This window comes from Streptomyces sp. NPDC001156 (genome assembly GCF_053598275.1).
On the sequence record NZ_JBSFJX010000169.1, the window covers coordinates 1 to 17,815 of the forward strand.

A 17,815-nucleotide genomic window follows, 5' to 3' on the forward strand; every position below is an offset into this window, starting at 1 on the left:
ACCCGCCACCCCACCCCCCCCCACCCCAGCCCCGCGCGCCTGGACACCGTCCAGGCGCGCACCACACAGATCTTGTTTGCACAAGGGCTGCAAGAAGCCCTGTCGAGTCAACCGCAGCGCGGTGCCCACCCCCGCAGGGGCCGCACCCACGCGGCAGTCCGCCGTCCGGGAGTTCCCGGCCAGCGGGCCTCTGCTCGGCGAAATACCACCGACCGGTACCGGCCCACCCCGAATGAGACCCGACCCGCGCGCGAGCGGCACAAGGCCCACGTCGGAACAGCCGCCCCAGCAGGGAACGCCCCACCCACAGGCGTGGCACTCCCGAACGGGAACTGGTCGGACGGCATCCCATCACGGGATGACTCTTAGCGCTCCGTCACCTTGCCGTCCGCCACCTCCAGGCGGCGATTCACCCGCACCGCGTCCAGCATCCGGCGGTCGTGCGTGACCAGGAGCAGTGTGCCTTCGTAGGAGTCCAGGGCCGACTCGAGCTGCTCGATGGCCGGGAGGTCGAGGTGGTTGGTCGGCTCGTCGAGGACGAGGAGGTTGACGCCCTGGCCCTGAAGCAGGGCGAGGGCGGCCCTCGTGCGCTCGCCCGGCGAGAGGGTCGCCGCCGGGCGCAGGACGTGGTCGGCCTTCAGCCCGAACTTGGCGAGCAGGGTGCGTACGTCCGCCGGTTCCGTGTCCGGGACCGCGGCGCAGAACGCGTCCAGCAGGGGCTGGGGGCCGTGGAACAGCCCGCGTGCCTGGTCGACCTCGCCGACCAGGACGCCGGAGCCGAGAGTGGCATGGCCGGCGTCCAGGGGGACGCGGCCCAGCAAGGCGCCGAGCAGCGTCGACTTGCCCGCGCCGTTCGCGCCCGTCACCGCGACCCGGTCCGCCCAGTCCAGTTGCAGGGACACCGGACCGAAGGTGAAGTCCCCGCGCCGTACCTCCGCGTCCCTCAGTGTGGCCACGACCGCGCCCGAACGCGGGGCCGCGGCGATCTCCATGCGCAGCTCCCACTCCTTGCGGGGCTCCTCGACCACGTCCAGGCGTTCGATCATGCGCTGGGTCTGCCGGGCCTTGGCCGCCTGCTTCTCGCTGGACTCGCTGCGGAACTTGCGGCCGATCTTGTCGTTGTCGTTGCCCGCCTTGCGCCGGGCGTTCTTCACGCCCTTGTCCATCCAGGAACGCTGCATCTGGGCCCGGTCCTGGAGGGCGGCCTTCTTGTCGGCGTACTCCTCGTAGTCCTCACGGGCGTGCCGACGGGCCGTCTCGCGCTCCTCCAGGTAGGCCTCGTATCCGCCGCCGTACAGGTTGATCTGCCGTTGTGCGAGGTCGAGTTCGAGGACCTTGGTGACGGTGCGGGTGAGGAACTCGCGGTCGTGGCTGACGACAACCGTCCCGGCGCGGAGTCCGCCGACGAAGCGTTCCAGGCGCTCCAGGCCGTCCAGGTCGAGGTCGTTCGTCGGCTCGTCGAGCAGGAACACGTCGTAGCGGGACAGCAGCAGTGAGGCGAGCCCGGCGCGGGCCGCCTGGCCGCCGGACAGGGACGTCATCGGCTGGTCGAGACCGACACCGAGGCCGAGCGAGTCGGCGACCTCCTCGGCTCGTTCGTCGAGGTCCGCGCCGCCGAGCCCGAGCCAGCGCTCCAGGCTCACCGCGTAGGCGTCGTCGGCACCGGGCGTGCCGTCGACGAGCCCCTGCGTCGCCTCGTCCATCAGCCGCTGTGCCTCGGCCACCCCCGTACGGCGCGCCAGGAACGCGCGGACCGTCTCGTCCGGCCGCCGCTCCGGCTCCTGCGGCAGATGGCCGACCGTGGCGGTCGGCGGGGACAGGCGCAGCTCGCCGCGCTCCGGGGTGATCAGTCCGGCGAGCATCCGCAGCAGGGTGGACTTGCCGGCCCCGTTGGCTCCGACGAGTCCGATCACGTCACCGGGGGCGACGACGAGGTCGAGCCCGGAGAAGAGCGAGCGGTCGCCGTGCCCGGCGGCGAGGTCCTTGGCGACGAGAGTGGCAGTCATCAGAGAGCCGATCCTAACCAGCGTGGGACGCCCGGCCCAATCACACCGGACGTCGACCGGCGGGGGGGGCCGGCCCCCCGGGGCGGCTCGCGCGGCCGGCCCCCACCGCCACCGTCGCGCCGGGCGGTCCGGGCCCCGCGGGGCCGCGCCGTCAACCGGCGGCCGGGCCCGTGGGCCCGGCCGCCTCTCGTGCCGTCAGTGGTCGACGTCCGGCAGTCGTCGCTCGATCAGCGGCTGTCTCCCGGAACACGGTGGAGGGTGTCCGGGTGCCGCACGCCGTCCAGGCCGGTGGGCGCGGGAGCGGCGGACGAGGAGCCGGAGACCGCGCGGGCGAACGCGGCCGCCCCGCCGACGAGCGGCACGCGGGCCGACGTACGGGCGAGGTCGACGGTCAGCGTGGGGGTGGTGGACGGAGGGTCGATGAGGTCCTTGTCGGTGCCCGCGACGATCAGCGCGAGCCGGTGGCCCTTGGGGACGACATGGTCGGTCGCGGCCAGGTCGAGCGTGATCCGGTACGCGCGGCCCGGGGTGAGCGGTACACCCTTGCCGTCCGAGGCGTAGTTGCCGAGGTCCGCCCAGCCCCGGCTGAACACGGTGAAGCCGACGTCCGCCTTCTTGGCCTCGGTGGCCTTGAAGCAGGCGCTGTCACCGGCCGTGCTCGCGCCCCAGCAGGTGCGGCCGGTGAGCGTGGTGATGCCCTCGCCGGAGTCGGCGTAGTCCCGGATCGTGTCGGGGCCGAGGTCGACCAGCACGGCGGAGAGATGAGCCGTGGAGGTGGTCGGGGTGACGGTGACGGTCACCGTGGAGGAGCCGGACACGCGCAGGTCCCTCGACAGGGGTCGGGTGACGAACCCGGCCTTGCCGGGGGTGGACTCGTCGATGTGCGCGGCCCAGTCGGTCTCGCTCAGCCGCGGGTCGTCGGTGAAGGTCTCGGTGCCCGCGCCGCTGTGCAGGCCGAGGGCGCCGACACCCGCCTGGGAGCCCTGTCCCGGACGCAGGGTGGTCGTCGCCGTGCCCCGCGGCGGCCAGAGCGCGGAGGCGGCCCACTGGTCGGGGTGGCGCTCGATGTCGGCCATGGGCTCGCGGTCGATGCCGTTGTCGTAGCCGAGGAGTTCGTGGTCGAACCAGCGGTGCAGGGTGTCCACCCATGCCCCGCGCCGGTAGTCGAAGGGGTCGACGTGGCCCGTCTGGGACAGCCAGATCTTGCGGTGGACACCGTTCTCCGCGAGGGCGTTCCACCACTGGCCGAAGTGCTTGGTGCGGACGTTGAGGTCCTGCATGCCGTGCACGAGGAAGACGCTGGCCCGCACCTTGCTCGCGTCCTTGACGTAGTCGCGCTCGGTCCACAGCGGCGTCCAGTCACCGGTGCGGGGCGCCCCGTCGACGAGCTTGTGCTGCACGGCGGCGCACTTGGCGCGGGCGGCGGGGCTGTCGACGTAGTCGGAGAGCCAGTCGGGCCCCGAGTCGTACAGGGGCGCGCCCTTGGCGAAGTAGTAGTCGTACCAGGAGGAGATGGCGCTGATCGGCACGATGGTCTTCAGGCCCTTCACGCCGGTGGCGGCGACGCCGTTGGCGATGGTGCCGTCCCAGCTTTTGCCGATCATGCCGGTGTTGCCGTTGGTCCAGGTCGCCTTGGCCCGGGCGGAGCCGGTGCGGGTGGTGTAGCCCTTGGCGCGGCCGTTCAGCCAGTCGATCACGGCCTTGGCGGACTGGATGTCGGAGCGTCCGCCGACGTCCACGCAGCCGTCGGAGCGATTGGTTCCGGCCAGGTCGACGCCGACGAACGCATAGCCGCGCGGAACGAAGTAGTTGTCGTAGAAAAGCGGCATCTGGACGACGTGGCCCGCGGCGTCGTACGTCTTCAACTGGTTCTCGTTGCCGCGCCCGCAGCAGGAGTAGTACGGGCTGGCGTCCATGATCACAGGGATCTTGCGGCCCTGCGCGGCGGGTTCGCGCGGCCGGACGATGTCGACGGCGACCCGGTCGTTCCTGCCGTCGGCGTCGCCGTCCAGCCCGGTGTCGACCCAGACGGACTCACGGACGGCGTTCGCGTACGAGTAGACGGGCCGGCTCTCGCGTGGCGCACCGTGGGCGGCCGACGGGGTGAGGAAGGCGGCCAGCAGGGCGGCCACGGCCGCGGTCGCGAGCTGTCGCCAGATCGTGTAGCGCGTGCGTTTCGGCATGCGCGGGACGGTACAGGTGACAACTCCCGTTCAGAAGAGGGCAACTGACGGCGCGGCGGACAGAAGGGACCGTATGGCCGGGAAAACACCGGGAAAGCACTGCGGGACGGTTGCGGTCATGACGGCCGGATGGCGATCGTGTGACAGGGGGCGCCATGGACATGCCTGGTCTCACAGGGACTGAATAGGGTCCGAACTGACCTCGTGCCCCTATGACTTGGAGCTCTCGTGCACCGCAGACTCATCGCCCCGGGCGCGCTCGCGGCGGCTTCCCTGCTGCTGGCGATCCCGGCATCGGCGGCCGGCTTCCAGCCCGGCGCACCGGGTATCGGCGACCCCTACTACCCGTACTACGGCAACGGCGGATACGACGTCTCCCACTACGACCTCCGGCTCACCTACCAGCCGCAGACGGACGACCTGGCGGGCACGGCGACCATTCTCGCCACCACCACGCAGAACCTCTCCCGGTTCGACCTCGACTTCCTGCTGGACGTGAGCGAGGTGCGGGTCAACGGCGCGAAGGCGGCGTTCGCCACCTCCGGTCAGCACGAACTCCAGATCACCCCGGCCACCCCGCTACCCAAGGGCACGCCGGTCACCGTCGTGGTCCGCTACAGCGGTGTGCCGTCCACGAAGAGCGCGTACGGCTTCACCACCTGGCACCGCACCCCGGACGGCGCGGTGGCGGCGGACGAGCCCGAGGCGGCGTGGTGGTGGTACCCCAGCAACGACCATCCACTCGACAAGGCGACCTACGACGTGTCGGTGGCCGTGCCGGACGGTACGCAGGCGATCTCCAACGGCACGCTGCAGTCGACGAGTTCGAAGCTCGGCTGGACCCGCTACAACTGGCGGTCCAACAAGCCGCAGGCGACGTATCTCACCACGCTGGCGATCGGCAGGTTCGACATCACGACCGGGCAGACGTCGGACGGCGTGCCGGTCGTCAACGCCTACAGCAAGGACCTCGGGGACAACGACGGGGCCGCGCGGGCGAGCGTGGAACGGACCGGGGAGATCGTCGACTGGCTGACCGGCTACTTCGGGCCCTACCCCTTCAACTCGGTCGGGGGGTACGTCCCGAACACGACCACCGGGTACGCCCTGGAGACGCAGACCCGCGTGTACTACAGCCCCAAGCAGTTCGCGAACGGCTCGAACACGTCCGTCGTCGTCCACGAGCTGGCGCACCAGTGGTACGGCGACGACGTGTCGCTGAAGGGCTGGAAGGACATCTGGATCAACGAGGGCTTCGCGCGGTATGCGCAGTGGCTGTGGTCGGAGCACGAGGGCGAGGGCACGACACAGCAGCTGGCGGACTACGTGTACGCCTCCCATCCGGCCGACGACGCGTTCTGGACGGTCAAGCCGGGTGACCCGGGGCCGGACAACCAGTTCGACACGGCGGTCTACGACCGGGGCGCGCTCGCCATCCAGGCTCTGCGCAACGAGGTCGGCGACGACGCGTTCTTCGCCATCCTGAAGGGCTGGCCGAAGCAGCACCCGTACGGCAACGCCTCGGTCGCCGACTTCCAGGCGTACGCGGAGAAGGTGTCCGGAAAGCCGCTGGCCGCGCTGTTCGACACCTGGCTGTTCCAGCCGTCGAAGCCGTCCGCACCCGCGGCACCCACGGCGGCCGTGGCACGGGCGGCCACCGCTCCCACCGCACCGAAGTCGTGGAAGAAGATCGAGACGACAAACGACGCGCACGGCGGCTGAGCCTCGCGCTCGGGCGGCACGGGCTCGGCGCCGTGCCGCCTCACCGTGGTGCTGATTCCGCCTCGGCCGCGCGGGCCGGGAGGGCGTCCAGGCCCGTCGCGGACGTCTCCGTGACCGGCACCGGCCCGTCAGCCGCTACTTCGTGAAGTCGGACAGTTCCCGGTCCGCGGCGTCCGAGATCCTGCGGCGGAGTGCGAACCAGCCGCCGACGAGCAGAACGGCGATGACGGGGATGAGCATCAGCGTCTTGCGGCCGACCTCGGGGTCGTTCCACATCAGGCCGAGCACGCCCAGCAGGAAGGCGATCGTGACGATCTCCGTGACCGGGCTGCCGGGCAGCCGGAAGGACGGCCGGGCGACGAGACCCGCCTTGGCACGGCGGACGAAGACCAGGTGACAGACCATGATGATCACCCAGGTGCTGACGATCCCGAGGGACGCCACGTTCAGCACGATCTCGAATGCCTGACTCGGCAAGCGGTAGTTCAGTACGACGCCAAGCACGCACACCGCACAGGTCAGCAGGATGCCGCCGTAGGGGACCTGGCTCCGGTTCATCCGGGCCGTGAACTTGGGCGCGGAGCCCGCCATGGCCATGGAGCGCAGGATGCGGCCCGTGGAGTACAGGCCGGAGTTCAGCGAGGACATCGCGGCGGTCAGGACGACCAGGTTCATCACGTCACCCGCCCCCTGGACGCCTATCTTCGACAGCACCGTGACGAAGGGGCTCTCGTCGCCGGAGTACACCGAGCCCGGCAGCAGCAGCGCCAGCAGGACCACCGAACCGACGTAGAACAGGCCCACACGCCACATGATCGAGTTCACCGCGCGCGGGACGACCTTCTCCGGCTCGGCGGTCTCGCCCGCCGCGACGCCGACCAGCTCGAGGGCCGCGTACGCGAAGATCACGCCCTGCATCACCAGGACGACGGGCATCAGGCCGTGCGGCAGGATCCCGCCGTGGTCGGTGATCACGCTCAGACCCGGCGTCTCGCCCCCGACCTTGTGCTGCGTGGCCAGCAGGAAGATGCCGACGAACATGAAGCTCACCAGCGTGGCGACCTTGATGATCGCGAACCAGAACTCCATCTCGCCGAAGATCTTCACCGAGATCAGGTTCACGGCCAGGACGACCGCGAGGGCGATCAGGGCGAGCACCCATTGCGGGACGGAGGTGAAGAAACTCCAGTAGTGGGTGTAGAGCGCGATGGCGGTGATGTCGGCGATACCGGTCGTCGACCAGTTGAGGAAATACATCCAGCCGGCGACGTAGGCGCCCTTCTCACCGAGGAACTCACGGGCGTACGACACGAAGGACCCGGACGACGGCCGGTACAGGACCAGCTCGCCGAGGGCGCGGACGACGAAGAAGGCGAAGACGCCGCACACCAGGTAGGCGACGGCCAGTGCGGGACCGGCGTTGTGCAGTCTGCCGCCGGCGCCCAGGAACAAACCGGTGCCTATGGCGCCACCGATCGCGATCATGTTGACGTGGCGGGCCTTGAGGTCCTTGCTGTAGCCGGCGTCGCCTGCATCCGCGGGCGTCCGGGCGGCATCGGTGCGGGATGCGACCACGGCCGTGTTCACGGCGTCCTTGCTCACGAGTGGATCTACTCTCTGGTGCGCCCGGCGCAGGGATGGTGCGCGGGTGTCCGGATCGGGGCATGGTCCGGCCACCCCTGACGTGGCACAGACCAAGGCGTCACCTTCCCGCAGAGATCGCCCCGCACGCGGTGGCGGACCTCACAGAGGGGCACATCTCACGTGATCGTTACCTGAACATCACCCGCCGGTCATATTGCGCTCGACTGTTCGCCATGTAGCCGTGATGGGACCCTATGAGTGTCACAGTTCTGGTGAGACAGCGATACTGCTGTACATGACGACCGAGACCGAGGAGCAGACGCTCACCGTCGACGAGCTCGCCGCGCGTGCGGGCGTCACGGTCCGCACCGTCCGCTTCTACAGCGCCAAAGGGCTCCTCCCACCGCCCGTGATCGGCCCGCGGCGCGTGGGTCACTACGGTCCCGGGCATCTGGCCCGGCTGGCGCTCATCGAAGAGCTGCAGCACCAGGGCATGACCCTGGCGGCGATCGAGCGCCATCTGCAGCAGTTGCCGGCGGACGTGAGCGCCCGGGATCTCGCCCTCCACCGCGCCGTCGTGGCGTCCTGGGGGCCGGACACGGTGGAGACCCTGCCCCGCGAGGAGCTGGAACGGCGGGCGGGGCGGCTGCTCGACGCGGAGGACCTCGAGCTGCTCACGGCGATGAACGCGGCCGTACCGGACGAGGACGGTGCGTATCGCGTGGACCCGGGCCTGCTCCGGCTCGGGGTCGAACTCCTCGATGTTCCCTTCGGCCTGGAGACGATCCTCGCGGCCCGGGCCGTGCTCATCGAGCATTCGCGCGCGGCGGCACGCGAGCTGTCGCACCTGTTCCGCGACGCGGTCGCCGAGCGCGACTCCACCGCCGTGAAGTCCCTGTCCGCACACATGCACCCGCTGGTGGTCCAGGCCCTGCTCACCAGCTTCCAGCGCTCCCTGAAGGAGGAGCTGCGGGAGTGGCTCACGGACGGAGGACCCGCGGGAGACTCCTGATCCCCGCGGGTCCCCGAGCCGCACCGGCCCGCGTCAGCGCGCGTCGGTGAAGCGCTCCCCCTTCTCCGCCTTCTCCACCAGCAGCGCGGGCGGCGTGAACCGCTCGCCGTACCGCTCCGCGAGTTCCCGCGCGCGGGACACGAAGCCCGGCAGACCGCCCTCGTAGCCGTTGATGTACTGCAGGACGCCACCGGTCCAGCCGGGGAAGCCGATGCCGAAGATCGAACCGATGTTGGCGTCGGCGACGGAGGTGAGCACGCCCTCCTCAAGGAGCCGGACGGTGTCCAGCGCCTCGGAGAACAGCATGCGCTCCTGCATGTCCTCGAAGGGGATCGTGTGGCCCGGCTTGGTGAACTGCTCCCGCAGCCCCGGCCACAGCCGGCCGCGCTTGCCGTCCTCGCCGTACTCGTAGAAGCCGGCCCCGCCGCTGCGCCCGGTGCGGCCGAACTCGTCGACCATGCGGTCGATGACGGCCTCGGCCGGATGCGGGGTGTAGGTGCCGCCCGCCTCCTGAACCGCACGCTTCGACTCGTTGCGGATCTTCCGCGGCAGGGTGAGCGTCAGCTCGTCCATCAGGGAGAGGACCTTGGCCGGGTAGCCGGCCTGGGCCGCCGCCTGCTCGATGGACGCGGGCTCGATGCCCTCGCCGACCATCGCGACGCCCTCGTTGATGAAGTGGCCGATCACCCGGGAGGTGAAGAAGCCGCGCGAGTCATTGACGACGATCGGCGTCTTGTTGATCTGCCGGACCAGGTCGAAGGCGCGTGCCAGCGCCTCGTCGCCGGTCCGCTTCCCCTTGATGATCTCGACGAGCGGCATCTTGTCGACGGGCGAGAAGAAGTGCAGTCCGATGAAGTCGGCCTGCCGCTCCACACCATCGGCGAGTGCGGTGATCGGCAGGGTCGAGGTGTTGGAGCACAGCAGCGCGTCGGGCTCGACGATGTTCTCGATCTCCTGGAACACCTTGTGCTTGAGCGCCGGGTCCTCGAAGACCGCCTCGATGACCGCGTCGCAGCCCGCAAGGTCGGCGGCCTCGGCGGTGGGCGTGATGCGGGCGAGCAACGCGTCCGCCTTCTCCTGGGTCGTACGGCCCTTGGCGACCGCCTTCGCGCACAGCTTCTCGGAGTAGCCCTTGCCCTTGACGGCCGCCTCCAGGGCGACGTCCTTGAGGACGACCTCGATGCCCGCGCGGGCGCAGGAGTAGGCGATGCCCGCGCCCATCATCCCGGCGCCGAGGACGGCGACCTTGCGGACCTGGCGGGGCTCGATGCCCTGCGGGCGGTTGGCGCCGGAGTTGACGGCCTGAAGGTCGAAGAAGAACGCCTGGATCATGTTCTTCGCGGTCTGCCCCGTGACCAGCTCCGTGAAGTACCGCGCCTCGATGGTCAGCGCGGTCTCGAAGTCGACCTGGGAGCCCTCGACGGCGGCCGCGAGGATGTTGCGCGGGGCCGGGTAGGGGGCGCCGTTCAGCTGCTTCTTCAGGTTGGCCGGGAAGGCGGGCAGGTTGGCGGCGAACTTCGGGTTGGACGGCGTACCGCCCGGGATCTTGTACCCCGGCTTGTCCCAGGGCTGCTGAGACTCGGGGTTGGCGTCGATGAAGGCGCGGGCCTTGTCCAGCATCTCCTCGCGAGTGGCGGCCACCTCGTGGACCAGGCCGTTCTCCAGGGCACGCGCCGGCGAGTACTGGGTGCCCTGCAGCAGCACCTTCAGCAGGGCGTCGGTGATGCCCATCAGGCGGACGGTGCGGGTGACTCCGCCGCCCGCGGGGAGCAGACCGAGGGTGACCTCGGGCAGGCCGATCTTGGAGCCGGGAGCGTCCAGGGCGATGCGGTGGTGGGAGGCGAGGGCGATCTCGTAGCCGCCGCCCAGGGCCGCGCCGTTGATCGCCGCGACGACCGGCTTGCCGAGGGTCTCGATGCGCCGCAGGGACTTCTTGATCGCGACACCCATGTCGAACGCCTGCTGGGCGTCCTCCGGGCCGGCCTTCATCATGTCCTTCAGGTCGCCGCCCGCGAAGAAGGTCTTCTTGGCGGAGGCGTAGATGATGCCGCGGATGGAGTCCTTCTCGGCCTCGGCGCGCTCGGCGACCGCGGCGATGGACTCCTTGAACGCCTGGGTCATGGTGTTCGCGGACTGGTTGGGGTCGTCGAGGACGAGGGTGACGATGCCGGTGTCGTCCTGTTCCCAGCGGATGGTGGTGGACTCAGTGCTCATCAGGGGTGCTCCGTAAGATCCGTTCGATCCGTTGGGGGTGGTCAGACGCGCTCGACGACGGTGGCGATGCCCATGCCGCCGCCCACGCACAGCGTGGCCAGCCCGTACCGCTTGTCCTGCCGCTCCAGCTCGTCCACCAGCGTGCCGAGGATCATCGCGCCGGTCGCGCCCAGCGGGTGGCCCAGGGCGATGGCGCCGCCGTTGACGTTGACCTTGTCCAGCGAGATCCCCATGTCCTTGACGAAGCGCAGCACGACCGCGGCGAACGCCTCGTTGATCTCGATCAGGTCGATGTCGTCGATCGTCAGTCCGGCCTTGGCAAGCGCCTTGCGGGTGGCGGGCGCGGGACCGGTCAGCATGATGGTCGGCTCGGAGCCGGAGACCGCCGCGGAGACGATCCGGGCGCGCGGCCGCAGCCCGTACCGCTCGCCGACCTCCTTGGAGCCGATGGCGACGAGCGCCGCGCCGTCGACGATGCCGGAGGAGTTGCCCGCGTGGTGGACGTGGTCGATCTGCTCGACCCAGTGGTACTTCTGCAGCGCCACCGCGTCGAAGCCGCCCAGCTCGCCGATGTCCGCGAATGACGGCTTGAGCTTCGCGAGGGAGTCGGCGGTGGTGCCGGGCCGCATGTGCTCGTCGTGGTCGAGGACGACGAGCCCGCTGCGGTCCTTCACGGGTACCACGGACTTCTCGAAGCGGCTGTCCTTCCAGGCGGCCGCGGCCCGCTCCTGGGACAGCGCCGCGTACTCGTCGACATCCCGGCGGGAGAAGCCCTCGATGGTGGCGATGAGGTCGGCGCCGATGCCCTGCGGCACGAAGTTGGTGGCCATGTTGGTCATGGGGTCGGCGAACCATGCGCCGCCGTCCGAGGCCATCGGCACCCGCGACATCGACTCGACGCCGCCGGCGAGCACCAGGTCCTCCCAGCCGGAGCGGATCTTCGCGGCCGCCAGGTTCACGGCTTCGAGGCCGGAGGCACAGAAGCGGTTCTCCTGGACGCCGGCGACGGTGTCGGGCAATCCGGCGGCGATCGCCGCGATCCGGGCGATGTCGGAGCCCTGGTCGCCGACCGGGCCCACGACACCGAGCACGACGTCGTCGATCGCGGCCGGGTCGAGGTCCGGGAAACGCCGCCGGACCTCGTGGATGAGTCCGGTCACCAGGTCGATGGGCTTGGTGCCGTGCAGGGCGCCATTGGCCTTGCCGCGTCCGCGCGGGGTGCGGATCGCGTCGTACACATACGCTTCGGTGCTCACTGGTCAAGCCTTTCGGGGAGGGTCAGCCGAGCAGGGAACGACCGATGATCTCCTTCATGATCTCGGTGGTCCCGCCGTAGATGGTCTGGATGCGGCCGTCGGTGAAGGCCCTGGCCACGCGGTGCTCCGTCATGTATCCGTAGCCGCCGTGCAGTTGCAGACAGCGGTCCGCGACCCGCTTCTGCAGTTCGGTCGCCCACCACTTGGCCATGGAGGCGTGCACGGCATCGAGTTCCCCCCTCGCGTGGTCGGCGATGCAGCGGTCCAGGAAGGTGCGGGTGACGGCGCACTCGGTCGCCATCTCCGCTATCTCGAAGCGGATGTGCTGCAGCCTGCCGAGCGGACGTCCGAAGGCCTCGCGTTCCTTGACGTACTCGGTGGTGATCTCCAGCACGTGCTCGGCCGCGGCGATCCCGGCGACGGCGATGTTCAGCCGCTCCTGGACCAGGTTTGTCATCAGGTGCCCGAAGGCGCCGTTGAGGTCGCCGAGCAGGTTGTCCTTGGGCACCCGCACATCGTGGAAGAACAACTCGGCCGTGTCCTGCGCCTTCTGCCCGATCTTGTCGAGGTTGCGGCCGCGCTCGAAGCCCTCCATGCCGCGCTCGACCACGAGCAGCGAGAGGCCGTGCGCCCCGCCCTCGGGGGTCGTGCGGGCCACGACGATCACCAGGTCGGCGAGGATGCCGTTGGAGATGAAGGTCTTGGAGCCGTTGAGGAGCCAGTGGTCGCCCTTGTCCTCGGCACGTGTCCTGATGCCCTGCAGGTCGGAGCCGGCGCCGGGCTCGGTCATGGCGATGGCGGTGATGAGCGAGCCATCGCAGAAGCCGGGCAGCCAGCGCCGCTTCTGCTCCTCGGTGGCCAGGCCCGTCAGATACGGGCCGATGATGTCGTTGTGCAGCCCGACCGCGAGCCCGGACGCCCCGGCCCGGGTGAACTCCTCCACGAGCACGGCGCTGTAGCGGAAGTCGTCCGTCCCGCCGCCCCCGTACTCCTCGGGCACGGCGAGTCCCAGCAGTCCCTGCCTGCCGGCCGCCCGCCAGACGGCACGGGAGACGATGCCGTCCTTTTCCCACTGGTCGTAGTGGGGCAGCACCTCCCTGGCCAGAAAGGCGCGCACGGTCTCGCGGAACGCCTCGTGCTCGGCGCCGTAGATCTGCCGCTTCATCCGGCGTACGCCCTCCTCACAGCCAGCCCTTGACGGTCTCGATCAGCCGGGCCGGATCCGGGCCGACCGGCGTGACGTTCAGCATGTCGACCCCCGCTGCGCGGAAAGCCTCGACACGCGGCGACCCAGGCGGCGTCCAGGCCGGCGGACTCCAGCACCGCGGCGTCGTCGGCCGCCCGCCGGGGGTCGGACGCGTAGTCGAGCGGGATCGAGAGCTCCATCAGTCGCCGTCCTGGAGTAGCCGGGGTACGTCCCAGTCGCGTGCCACGTCCGCGGTGTCGGCGCCGGGTTGCGCGGGTCCGCTGCGCACGGAGGTATGGGTCACCGAGAAGCGGGGCGCGGGCGCCGGCTGAGTGAGTCCGCCGTGGTCCGTGAAGGTGCCGCGGGCGGCGAGATGGGGGTGCGCGGGGGCCTCGCGCAGCGAGAGGACCGGGGCCACGCACGCGTCGGAGCCCTCGAAGACCGCGGTCCACTCGTCGCGTGTACGGGTCTTGAAGCGGGCCGCGACCACCTCCCGCAGCTCGCCCCAGTGGGCGACGTCCTTGCGGGCGGAGGCCTGGTCCTCGACGCCGAGCAGCTGCACGAACTCCTCGTAGAACTGCTGCTCGAGTGCGCCGACGGCCATGTACTGCCCGTCGGCGGTCTTGTAGGTGCCGTAGAAGGGGCAGCCGCCGTCCAGGAGGTTGGCGCGGCGGCGGTCCTGCCAGGATCCGGCGGCGAGCATGCCATGGATCATCGAGGCCAGATGCGCGGCGCCGTCGACGATGGCCGCGTCCACCACCTGTCCGACGCCCGTCGCGCGCGCGTGGTGAAGGGCGGCGAGGATGCCGACGACCAGGTAGAGGGAGCCGCCCGCGTAGTCGCCGACGAGGTTGGCCGGGATCGCGGGCGGCGAGTCCGGGTCACCGATCATGCCGAGGGTGCCGGTGAGCGCGATGTACGCGATGTCGTGTCCGGCGCGCGGGGCCAGCGGGCCCTCCTGGCCCCAGCCGGTCATACGGCCGTAGACGAGCGCGGGGTTGCGCGCGTGGCAGGTCTCGGGGCCGACGCCGAGGCGTTCGGCGACGCCGGGGCGGTAGCCCTCGATGAGGATGTCCGCGCGGTCGACGAGGTCCAGGACGCGGGCCGGGCCGTCCTCGGCCTTCAGGTCGACGATCACCGAGCGCTTGTTGCGGTTGGTGACGTCGTACTCGGGGTTGATGGCGAGCCCCGATCCGTGCGGGCGGTCCACACGGACCACGTCGGCGCCGAGGTCGGCGAGGAGCATGCCGGCGAACGGGCCCGGGCCGATGCCCGCGAGCTCGACGACGCGCACGCCGGCCAGGGGGCCGTGCCCCGGCGTCCTTGCCACTGCCATCAAGCCCCCAGCTCCGTGACACAACCGATGTGACACCGACGATGTTAAGAACGTGTTGCAGTCTCGGCAATACTCACACGAGCAAGCGCTTAGTCAAATTCGCCACAGTACCCACCGGCGGCCCGCGCACCCCGACCTCGTCGACCAGCCGGTCGCGTCTCACGCTAGCCTCGGCCACCGACAACGGCGCGGGCTGAGAGGTGTCATGGGCAGGCTGAAAACGGATCGCACGTACGACATCGTGCTGTTCGGAGCCACCGGTTTCGTGGGTGTGCTCACCGCGGAGTACCTTGCCGAGCACGCGCCCGATGGGCTGCGCTGGGCGGTGGCCGGGCGCAGCACCGAGAAGCTGGAGCGGCTGTGCGAACGTCTCCCCGGCGGCACCGCTCCCGGAGTACTCCAGGCGGATGTATCGGATCCGGAGTCACTGCGCGAACTGGCCGGTCACACGCGCGTGCTCGCCACCACGGTGGGGCCCTATCTGGAGTACGGCGAGGAGCTGGTGGCGGCCTGCGCCGACGCGGGCACCGACTACCTGGACCTGTCCGGCGAGGCCGAGTTCGTCGACCTCATGTATGTGCGGCACGACGCACGCGCGCGGGAGACCGGGGCCCGGCTCGTGCACTCCTGCGGGTTCGACTCCGTTCCGCACGACCTCGGGGCCTTCTTCACCGTGCGGCAGCTCCCCGAGGGCGTGCCGCTGGCCGTCGACGGATTCGTCCGCTCGCAGGCGATGTTCTCGGGCGGCACGTTCGCCTCCGCGCTGGGCCAGATGGCGCGCGGCCCCCAGATGCTTGCCGCAGCGCGGGAGCGCGGGCGCCACGAGCCCCGCCTGCTGGGGCGCCGGGCGCAGGCGCCGCTGGGCGCCCCGCGGTTCGCCAAGGAGGTCGGGGCGTGGGCGCTGCCGCTGCCCACCATCGACGCACAGGTGGTGCGCAGGTCGGCCCGGGCGCTGCAGCGGTACGGGCCCGACTTCCGCTACCGGCACTACGCCGCCGTCGAGACCCTGCCGTACGCTCTGGGCGGTGTCGCGGCCGTGAGCAGCCTGTTCGCCGCCGCCCAAGTGCCGCCCGCCCGCCGATGGCTGTCGGGGCGGATCCGTCCCGGGGACGGGCCGAGCCCGCAGCGGCGGGCGAAGAGCTGGTTCTCGGTGCGCTTCGTGGGCGAGGGCGGCGGACGGCGCGTGTACACCGAGGTCGCGGGCGGTGATCCGGGGTACGACGAGACGGCGAAGATGTTCGCCGAGTCGGCCCTGAGCCTCGCCCTCGACGACCTGCCGTGCACGTCGGGGCAGGTCACGACCGTCGAGGCAATGGGCGACGCGCTCATCGACCGGCTCCGCGCGGGCGGCATCACCTTCCGCACGGCGGCCCTGCGGTAGGGCTCGCTCCCAGGGGCTGTTCGCACGTCCTGGTCTGCGCTGTCACCGCTGTCACGCAGTTCCTCCGACACCGGGGTGCGCCCACCACCCGTGGGGCATGATCGGGGCCATGGAGCATCCGCATCTGGCGAGCACCGAGGCCGCAGTCATGGCGATCCGTGAGATCGCGCGGGAGTACCACCTGGCGATCACCGTCACCGACGACATCGGCGCAGACCAGACGTCCCGCCGTACCTCGGCGGGGGTGTTCACGGTCCTCGACCCGGACGGCTCGCTGCCGCACGAGGCCTTCGTCGAGCTGGGGGGCTCCCCTGCCATGACCGTCCGGATCTTCCCGGAGGGCGACGCGAAGATCACCGTCGACGGCGTGGACTTCGAGGACGTGCCCCGTGACTCCGTCCCGGCGTTCCTGCGGTCCGTCCACGGCGGTCTTGCCTACGTGAAGGGGAGACTCTTCCCGCCCGGCAGTTGGCTGATCGTCCCCTTGCCCGGTGATGAGACCTACAAAGAGCGGATCTTGCGCAGCACGCTCAGCCCCTGACTCGCACGCAGCGTCAGCGGCTAGGGAGGTCCCGTCACGGGATGCCGTTGCGGACCCGGGGCGCATGCCGTCGCTCAGGTGCCCCCTGGTCCGCGCCGCGGTCGGCCGGGCCGCTCGCCCACCCTTCGGCGCACGCCCTAGAAGGGCCACTCCAGAAGGGTGTAGACCATCCCGCCGATCCAGGCGAGCCCCGCGAGGGCCGCGAGCAGCAGTGAGACCGTCACGGCGCGCTCGACGGCCTCGACGGGATGACTCGCGGACTTGGGGGCACGGTGCGTTGTCATGGCCCCAGCCTGCCGAGGGGCGCGATCCGGCCACATCCGTGCGCGTACTCAGTCGCCGTACTCAGTCGGCGTGCGCGCCGGATCGGGCGACCGCCTCCTTCAGGGCCGCGCGGCACAGGGCGTCGGCCCGGCGGGTCGACTCCGGGACACGGAACTTCGGGGCGAATGCCAGGGTGTGGGCGCAGGCGTTCTGGAGGCTGACCCGGTGGCCCACGGAGACGAACACCGGCTTGACGCCCCGCTGCGTGCGCAGAGCCCGGCCGACCTCCTCGCCGTCCGCGAGCAGCGGGCTCGTGCTGCCGCGCGCGGCGGCAGGCTCCGCGTAGGTGAAGGTGAAGGGGTTCTTGGCCACGCCGATCGTGGGTAGTCCCGTGAGGACCCCGAGGTGGCTCGCCAGGCCGAAGCGGCGTGGATGGGCGAGACCGTACCCGTCGCAGACGACGAGTCCGGGATCGCCGCCCAGGGCCTGCAGTGCCGCCAGGACCGTCGGGATCTCGCGGAAGGCCAGCAGACCCGGGACGTAGGGGAACGACACCTCGCCGACGGCCGTGGCCTCGGCCACCACGGCGAGCGTCGCCGCGTCCAGGGCCACGGCCGCCGCCGCGACCACTCCGCGTTCGTCGTCGTAGGCGACGTCGACCCCCGTCACACGGCCGGTACCGGGCGCCGGCCCCGGTTCGTCGAGCACCACCCGGCCCCGCAACTCGTCCTGCACGGCACGGGCTTCGGCTTCGGTCGCGGGCCAGCCCGCGGGGATGCGCACGGTCGTCATGGTGCTGTCGAGCGTACGACCCCGCGGTCCGCCGTCACTTGCGGCCCAGCGCCCGCTGCAACTCGCTCTTGTTCATGTCGGAACGGCCGCGGATGCCTCGCTGCTTCGCCTCCTCGTACAGCTGGTCGTACGTGGGCCCCTGCGAGCCCTGGCCCGAGCGCAGACCGCCGCGTCTGCCGGACGACATGTCCTGGGTCGACGTGCGGCTCGCGGTCCTGGACTCACCGGAGCGGGCGCGCTCCTTGTTCACCAAATGCCTCCGAGGACGCCCCGGCCTTCAGGCCGGGGAGGAATCGGACCCCTGCGGAGCAGGGCAGGAAACGGGGTTTCGCCCCCAG

Annotated in this window: 13 protein-coding genes and 1 pseudogene; 4 read left to right on the top strand and 10 right to left on the bottom strand. The window is 70.7% G+C overall.

Annotated features, from left to right (window positions below; all coding sequences use genetic code 11):
* Positions 1-365 precede the first annotated feature (365 nt).
* Together ACWDA7_RS40235 and ACWDA7_RS40240 are read right to left on the bottom strand one after the other, a co-directional pair.
* Positions 366-2,006: an ABC-F family ATP-binding cassette domain-containing protein gene (locus tag ACWDA7_RS40235; RefSeq protein ID WP_450611415.1), complete on the bottom strand. Its 1,641-nt coding sequence runs from the start codon at positions 2,004-2,006 to the stop codon at positions 366-368.
* Between the two features lie 227 nt (positions 2,007-2,233).
* Positions 2,234-4,189, bottom strand: coding sequence for a Xaa-Pro dipeptidyl-peptidase (locus tag ACWDA7_RS40240; protein ID WP_450611417.1), 1,956 nt, complete (start codon positions 4,187-4,189; stop codon positions 2,234-2,236).
* A gap of 228 nt (positions 4,190-4,417) precedes the next feature.
* On the opposite strand from ACWDA7_RS40240, the gene ACWDA7_RS40245 reads away from it, so the two are divergent.
* On the top strand, positions 4,418-5,911 hold the full coding sequence (locus tag ACWDA7_RS40245) for a M1 family metallopeptidase (protein ID WP_450611419.1): 1,494 nt from the start codon (positions 4,418-4,420) through the stop codon (positions 5,909-5,911).
* Positions 5,912-6,046: 135 nt separating this feature from the next.
* Here the strand turns inward: ACWDA7_RS40245 and ACWDA7_RS40250 are convergent, their stop codons facing one another.
* A complete protein-coding gene (locus ACWDA7_RS40250; protein ID WP_450611421.1) occupies positions 6,047-7,513 on the bottom strand; it encodes an amino acid permease in 1,467 nt (488 codons plus the stop codon).
* 277 nt (positions 7,514-7,790) lie between these two features.
* Here ACWDA7_RS40250 and ACWDA7_RS40255 point away from each other — a divergent pair, with 277 nt between their 5' ends.
* Entirely contained in the window at positions 7,791-8,507 is a 717-nt protein-coding gene (locus ACWDA7_RS40255) for a MerR family transcriptional regulator (protein WP_450611423.1), read from the top strand.
* Between the two features lie 33 nt (positions 8,508-8,540).
* Here the strand turns inward: ACWDA7_RS40255 and ACWDA7_RS40260 are convergent, their stop codons facing one another.
* The 4 genes from ACWDA7_RS40260 to ACWDA7_RS40275 all read right to left on the bottom strand — a co-directional run bounded on the left by ACWDA7_RS40260 (position 8,541) and on the right by ACWDA7_RS40275 (position 14,499).
* Positions 8,541-10,721: a 3-hydroxyacyl-CoA dehydrogenase NAD-binding domain-containing protein gene (locus tag ACWDA7_RS40260; protein WP_450611425.1), complete on the bottom strand. Its 2,181-nt coding sequence runs from the start codon at positions 10,719-10,721 to the stop codon at positions 8,541-8,543.
* A gap of 41 nt (positions 10,722-10,762) precedes the next feature.
* Entirely contained in the window at positions 10,763-11,977 is a 1,215-nt protein-coding gene (locus ACWDA7_RS40265) for an acetyl-CoA C-acetyltransferase (protein WP_359399446.1), read from the bottom strand.
* A gap of 22 nt (positions 11,978-11,999) precedes the next feature.
* A complete protein-coding gene (locus tag ACWDA7_RS40270) occupies positions 12,000-13,142 on the bottom strand; it encodes an acyl-CoA dehydrogenase family protein (RefSeq protein WP_450611427.1) in 1,143 nt (380 codons plus the stop codon).
* Positions 13,143-13,362: 220 nt separating this feature from the next.
* Complete coding sequence (locus tag ACWDA7_RS40275; protein WP_450611429.1) at positions 13,363-14,499, bottom strand: CaiB/BaiF CoA transferase family protein; 1,137 nt, start codon at positions 14,497-14,499, stop codon at positions 13,363-13,365.
* Between the two features lie 205 nt (positions 14,500-14,704).
* Between ACWDA7_RS40275 and ACWDA7_RS40280 the strand changes: the two genes are divergently transcribed.
* Complete coding sequence (locus ACWDA7_RS40280) at positions 14,705-15,880, top strand: saccharopine dehydrogenase family protein (RefSeq protein ID WP_450611431.1); 1,176 nt, start codon at positions 14,705-14,707, stop codon at positions 15,878-15,880.
* Between the two features lie 109 nt (positions 15,881-15,989).
* On the top strand, positions 15,990-16,421 hold the full coding sequence (locus ACWDA7_RS40285) for a hypothetical protein (protein WP_450611433.1): 432 nt from the start codon (positions 15,990-15,992) through the stop codon (positions 16,419-16,421).
* 137 nt (positions 16,422-16,558) lie between these two features.
* On the opposite strand, the gene mmpA is transcribed toward ACWDA7_RS40285, so the two are convergent.
* The 3 genes and pseudogenes from mmpA to ACWDA7_RS40300 form a co-directional block, all read right to left on the bottom strand.
* Entirely contained in the window at positions 16,559-16,705 is a 147-nt protein-coding gene (mmpA, locus tag ACWDA7_RS40290; protein ID WP_450611435.1) for a morphogenic membrane protein MmpA, read from the bottom strand.
* A gap of 61 nt (positions 16,706-16,766) precedes the next feature.
* A complete protein-coding gene (locus ACWDA7_RS40295; RefSeq protein WP_450611437.1) occupies positions 16,767-17,477 on the bottom strand; it encodes an endonuclease V in 711 nt (236 codons plus the stop codon).
* Between the two features lie 34 nt (positions 17,478-17,511).
* A pseudogene (locus ACWDA7_RS40300) lies at positions 17,512-17,727 on the bottom strand (plasmid stabilization protein); the annotation flags it as partial.
* Positions 17,728-17,815: the final 88 nt, after the last annotated feature.

Coding starts and splice junctions, on each gene's coding strand:
- ACWDA7_RS40235 (WP_450611415.1), bottom strand. CDS start 2,006: ATGACTGCCACTCTCGTCGCCAAGGACCTCGCCGCCGGGCACGGCGAC.
- ACWDA7_RS40240 (WP_450611417.1), bottom strand. CDS start 4,189: ATGCCGAAACGCACGCGCTACACGATCTGGCGACAGCTCGCGACCGCG.
- ACWDA7_RS40255 (WP_450611423.1), top strand. CDS start 7,791: ATGACGACCGAGACCGAGGAGCAGACGCTCACCGTCGACGAGCTCGCC.
- ACWDA7_RS40260 (WP_450611425.1), bottom strand. CDS start 10,721: ATGAGCACTGAGTCCACCACCATCCGCTGGGAACAGGACGACACCGGC.
- ACWDA7_RS40270 (WP_450611427.1), bottom strand. CDS start 13,142: ATGAAGCGGCAGATCTACGGCGCCGAGCACGAGGCGTTCCGCGAGACC.
- ACWDA7_RS40275 (WP_450611429.1), bottom strand. CDS start 14,499: ATGGCAGTGGCAAGGACGCCGGGGCACGGCCCCCTGGCCGGCGTGCGC.
- ACWDA7_RS40280 (WP_450611431.1), top strand. CDS start 14,705: ATGGGCAGGCTGAAAACGGATCGCACGTACGACATCGTGCTGTTCGGA.
- ACWDA7_RS40285 (WP_450611433.1), top strand. CDS start 15,990: ATGGAGCATCCGCATCTGGCGAGCACCGAGGCCGCAGTCATGGCGATC.
- mmpA (WP_450611435.1), bottom strand. CDS start 16,705: ATGACAACGCACCGTGCCCCCAAGTCCGCGAGTCATCCCGTCGAGGCC.
- ACWDA7_RS40295 (WP_450611437.1), bottom strand. CDS start 17,477: ATGACGACCGTGCGCATCCCCGCGGGCTGGCCCGCGACCGAAGCCGAA.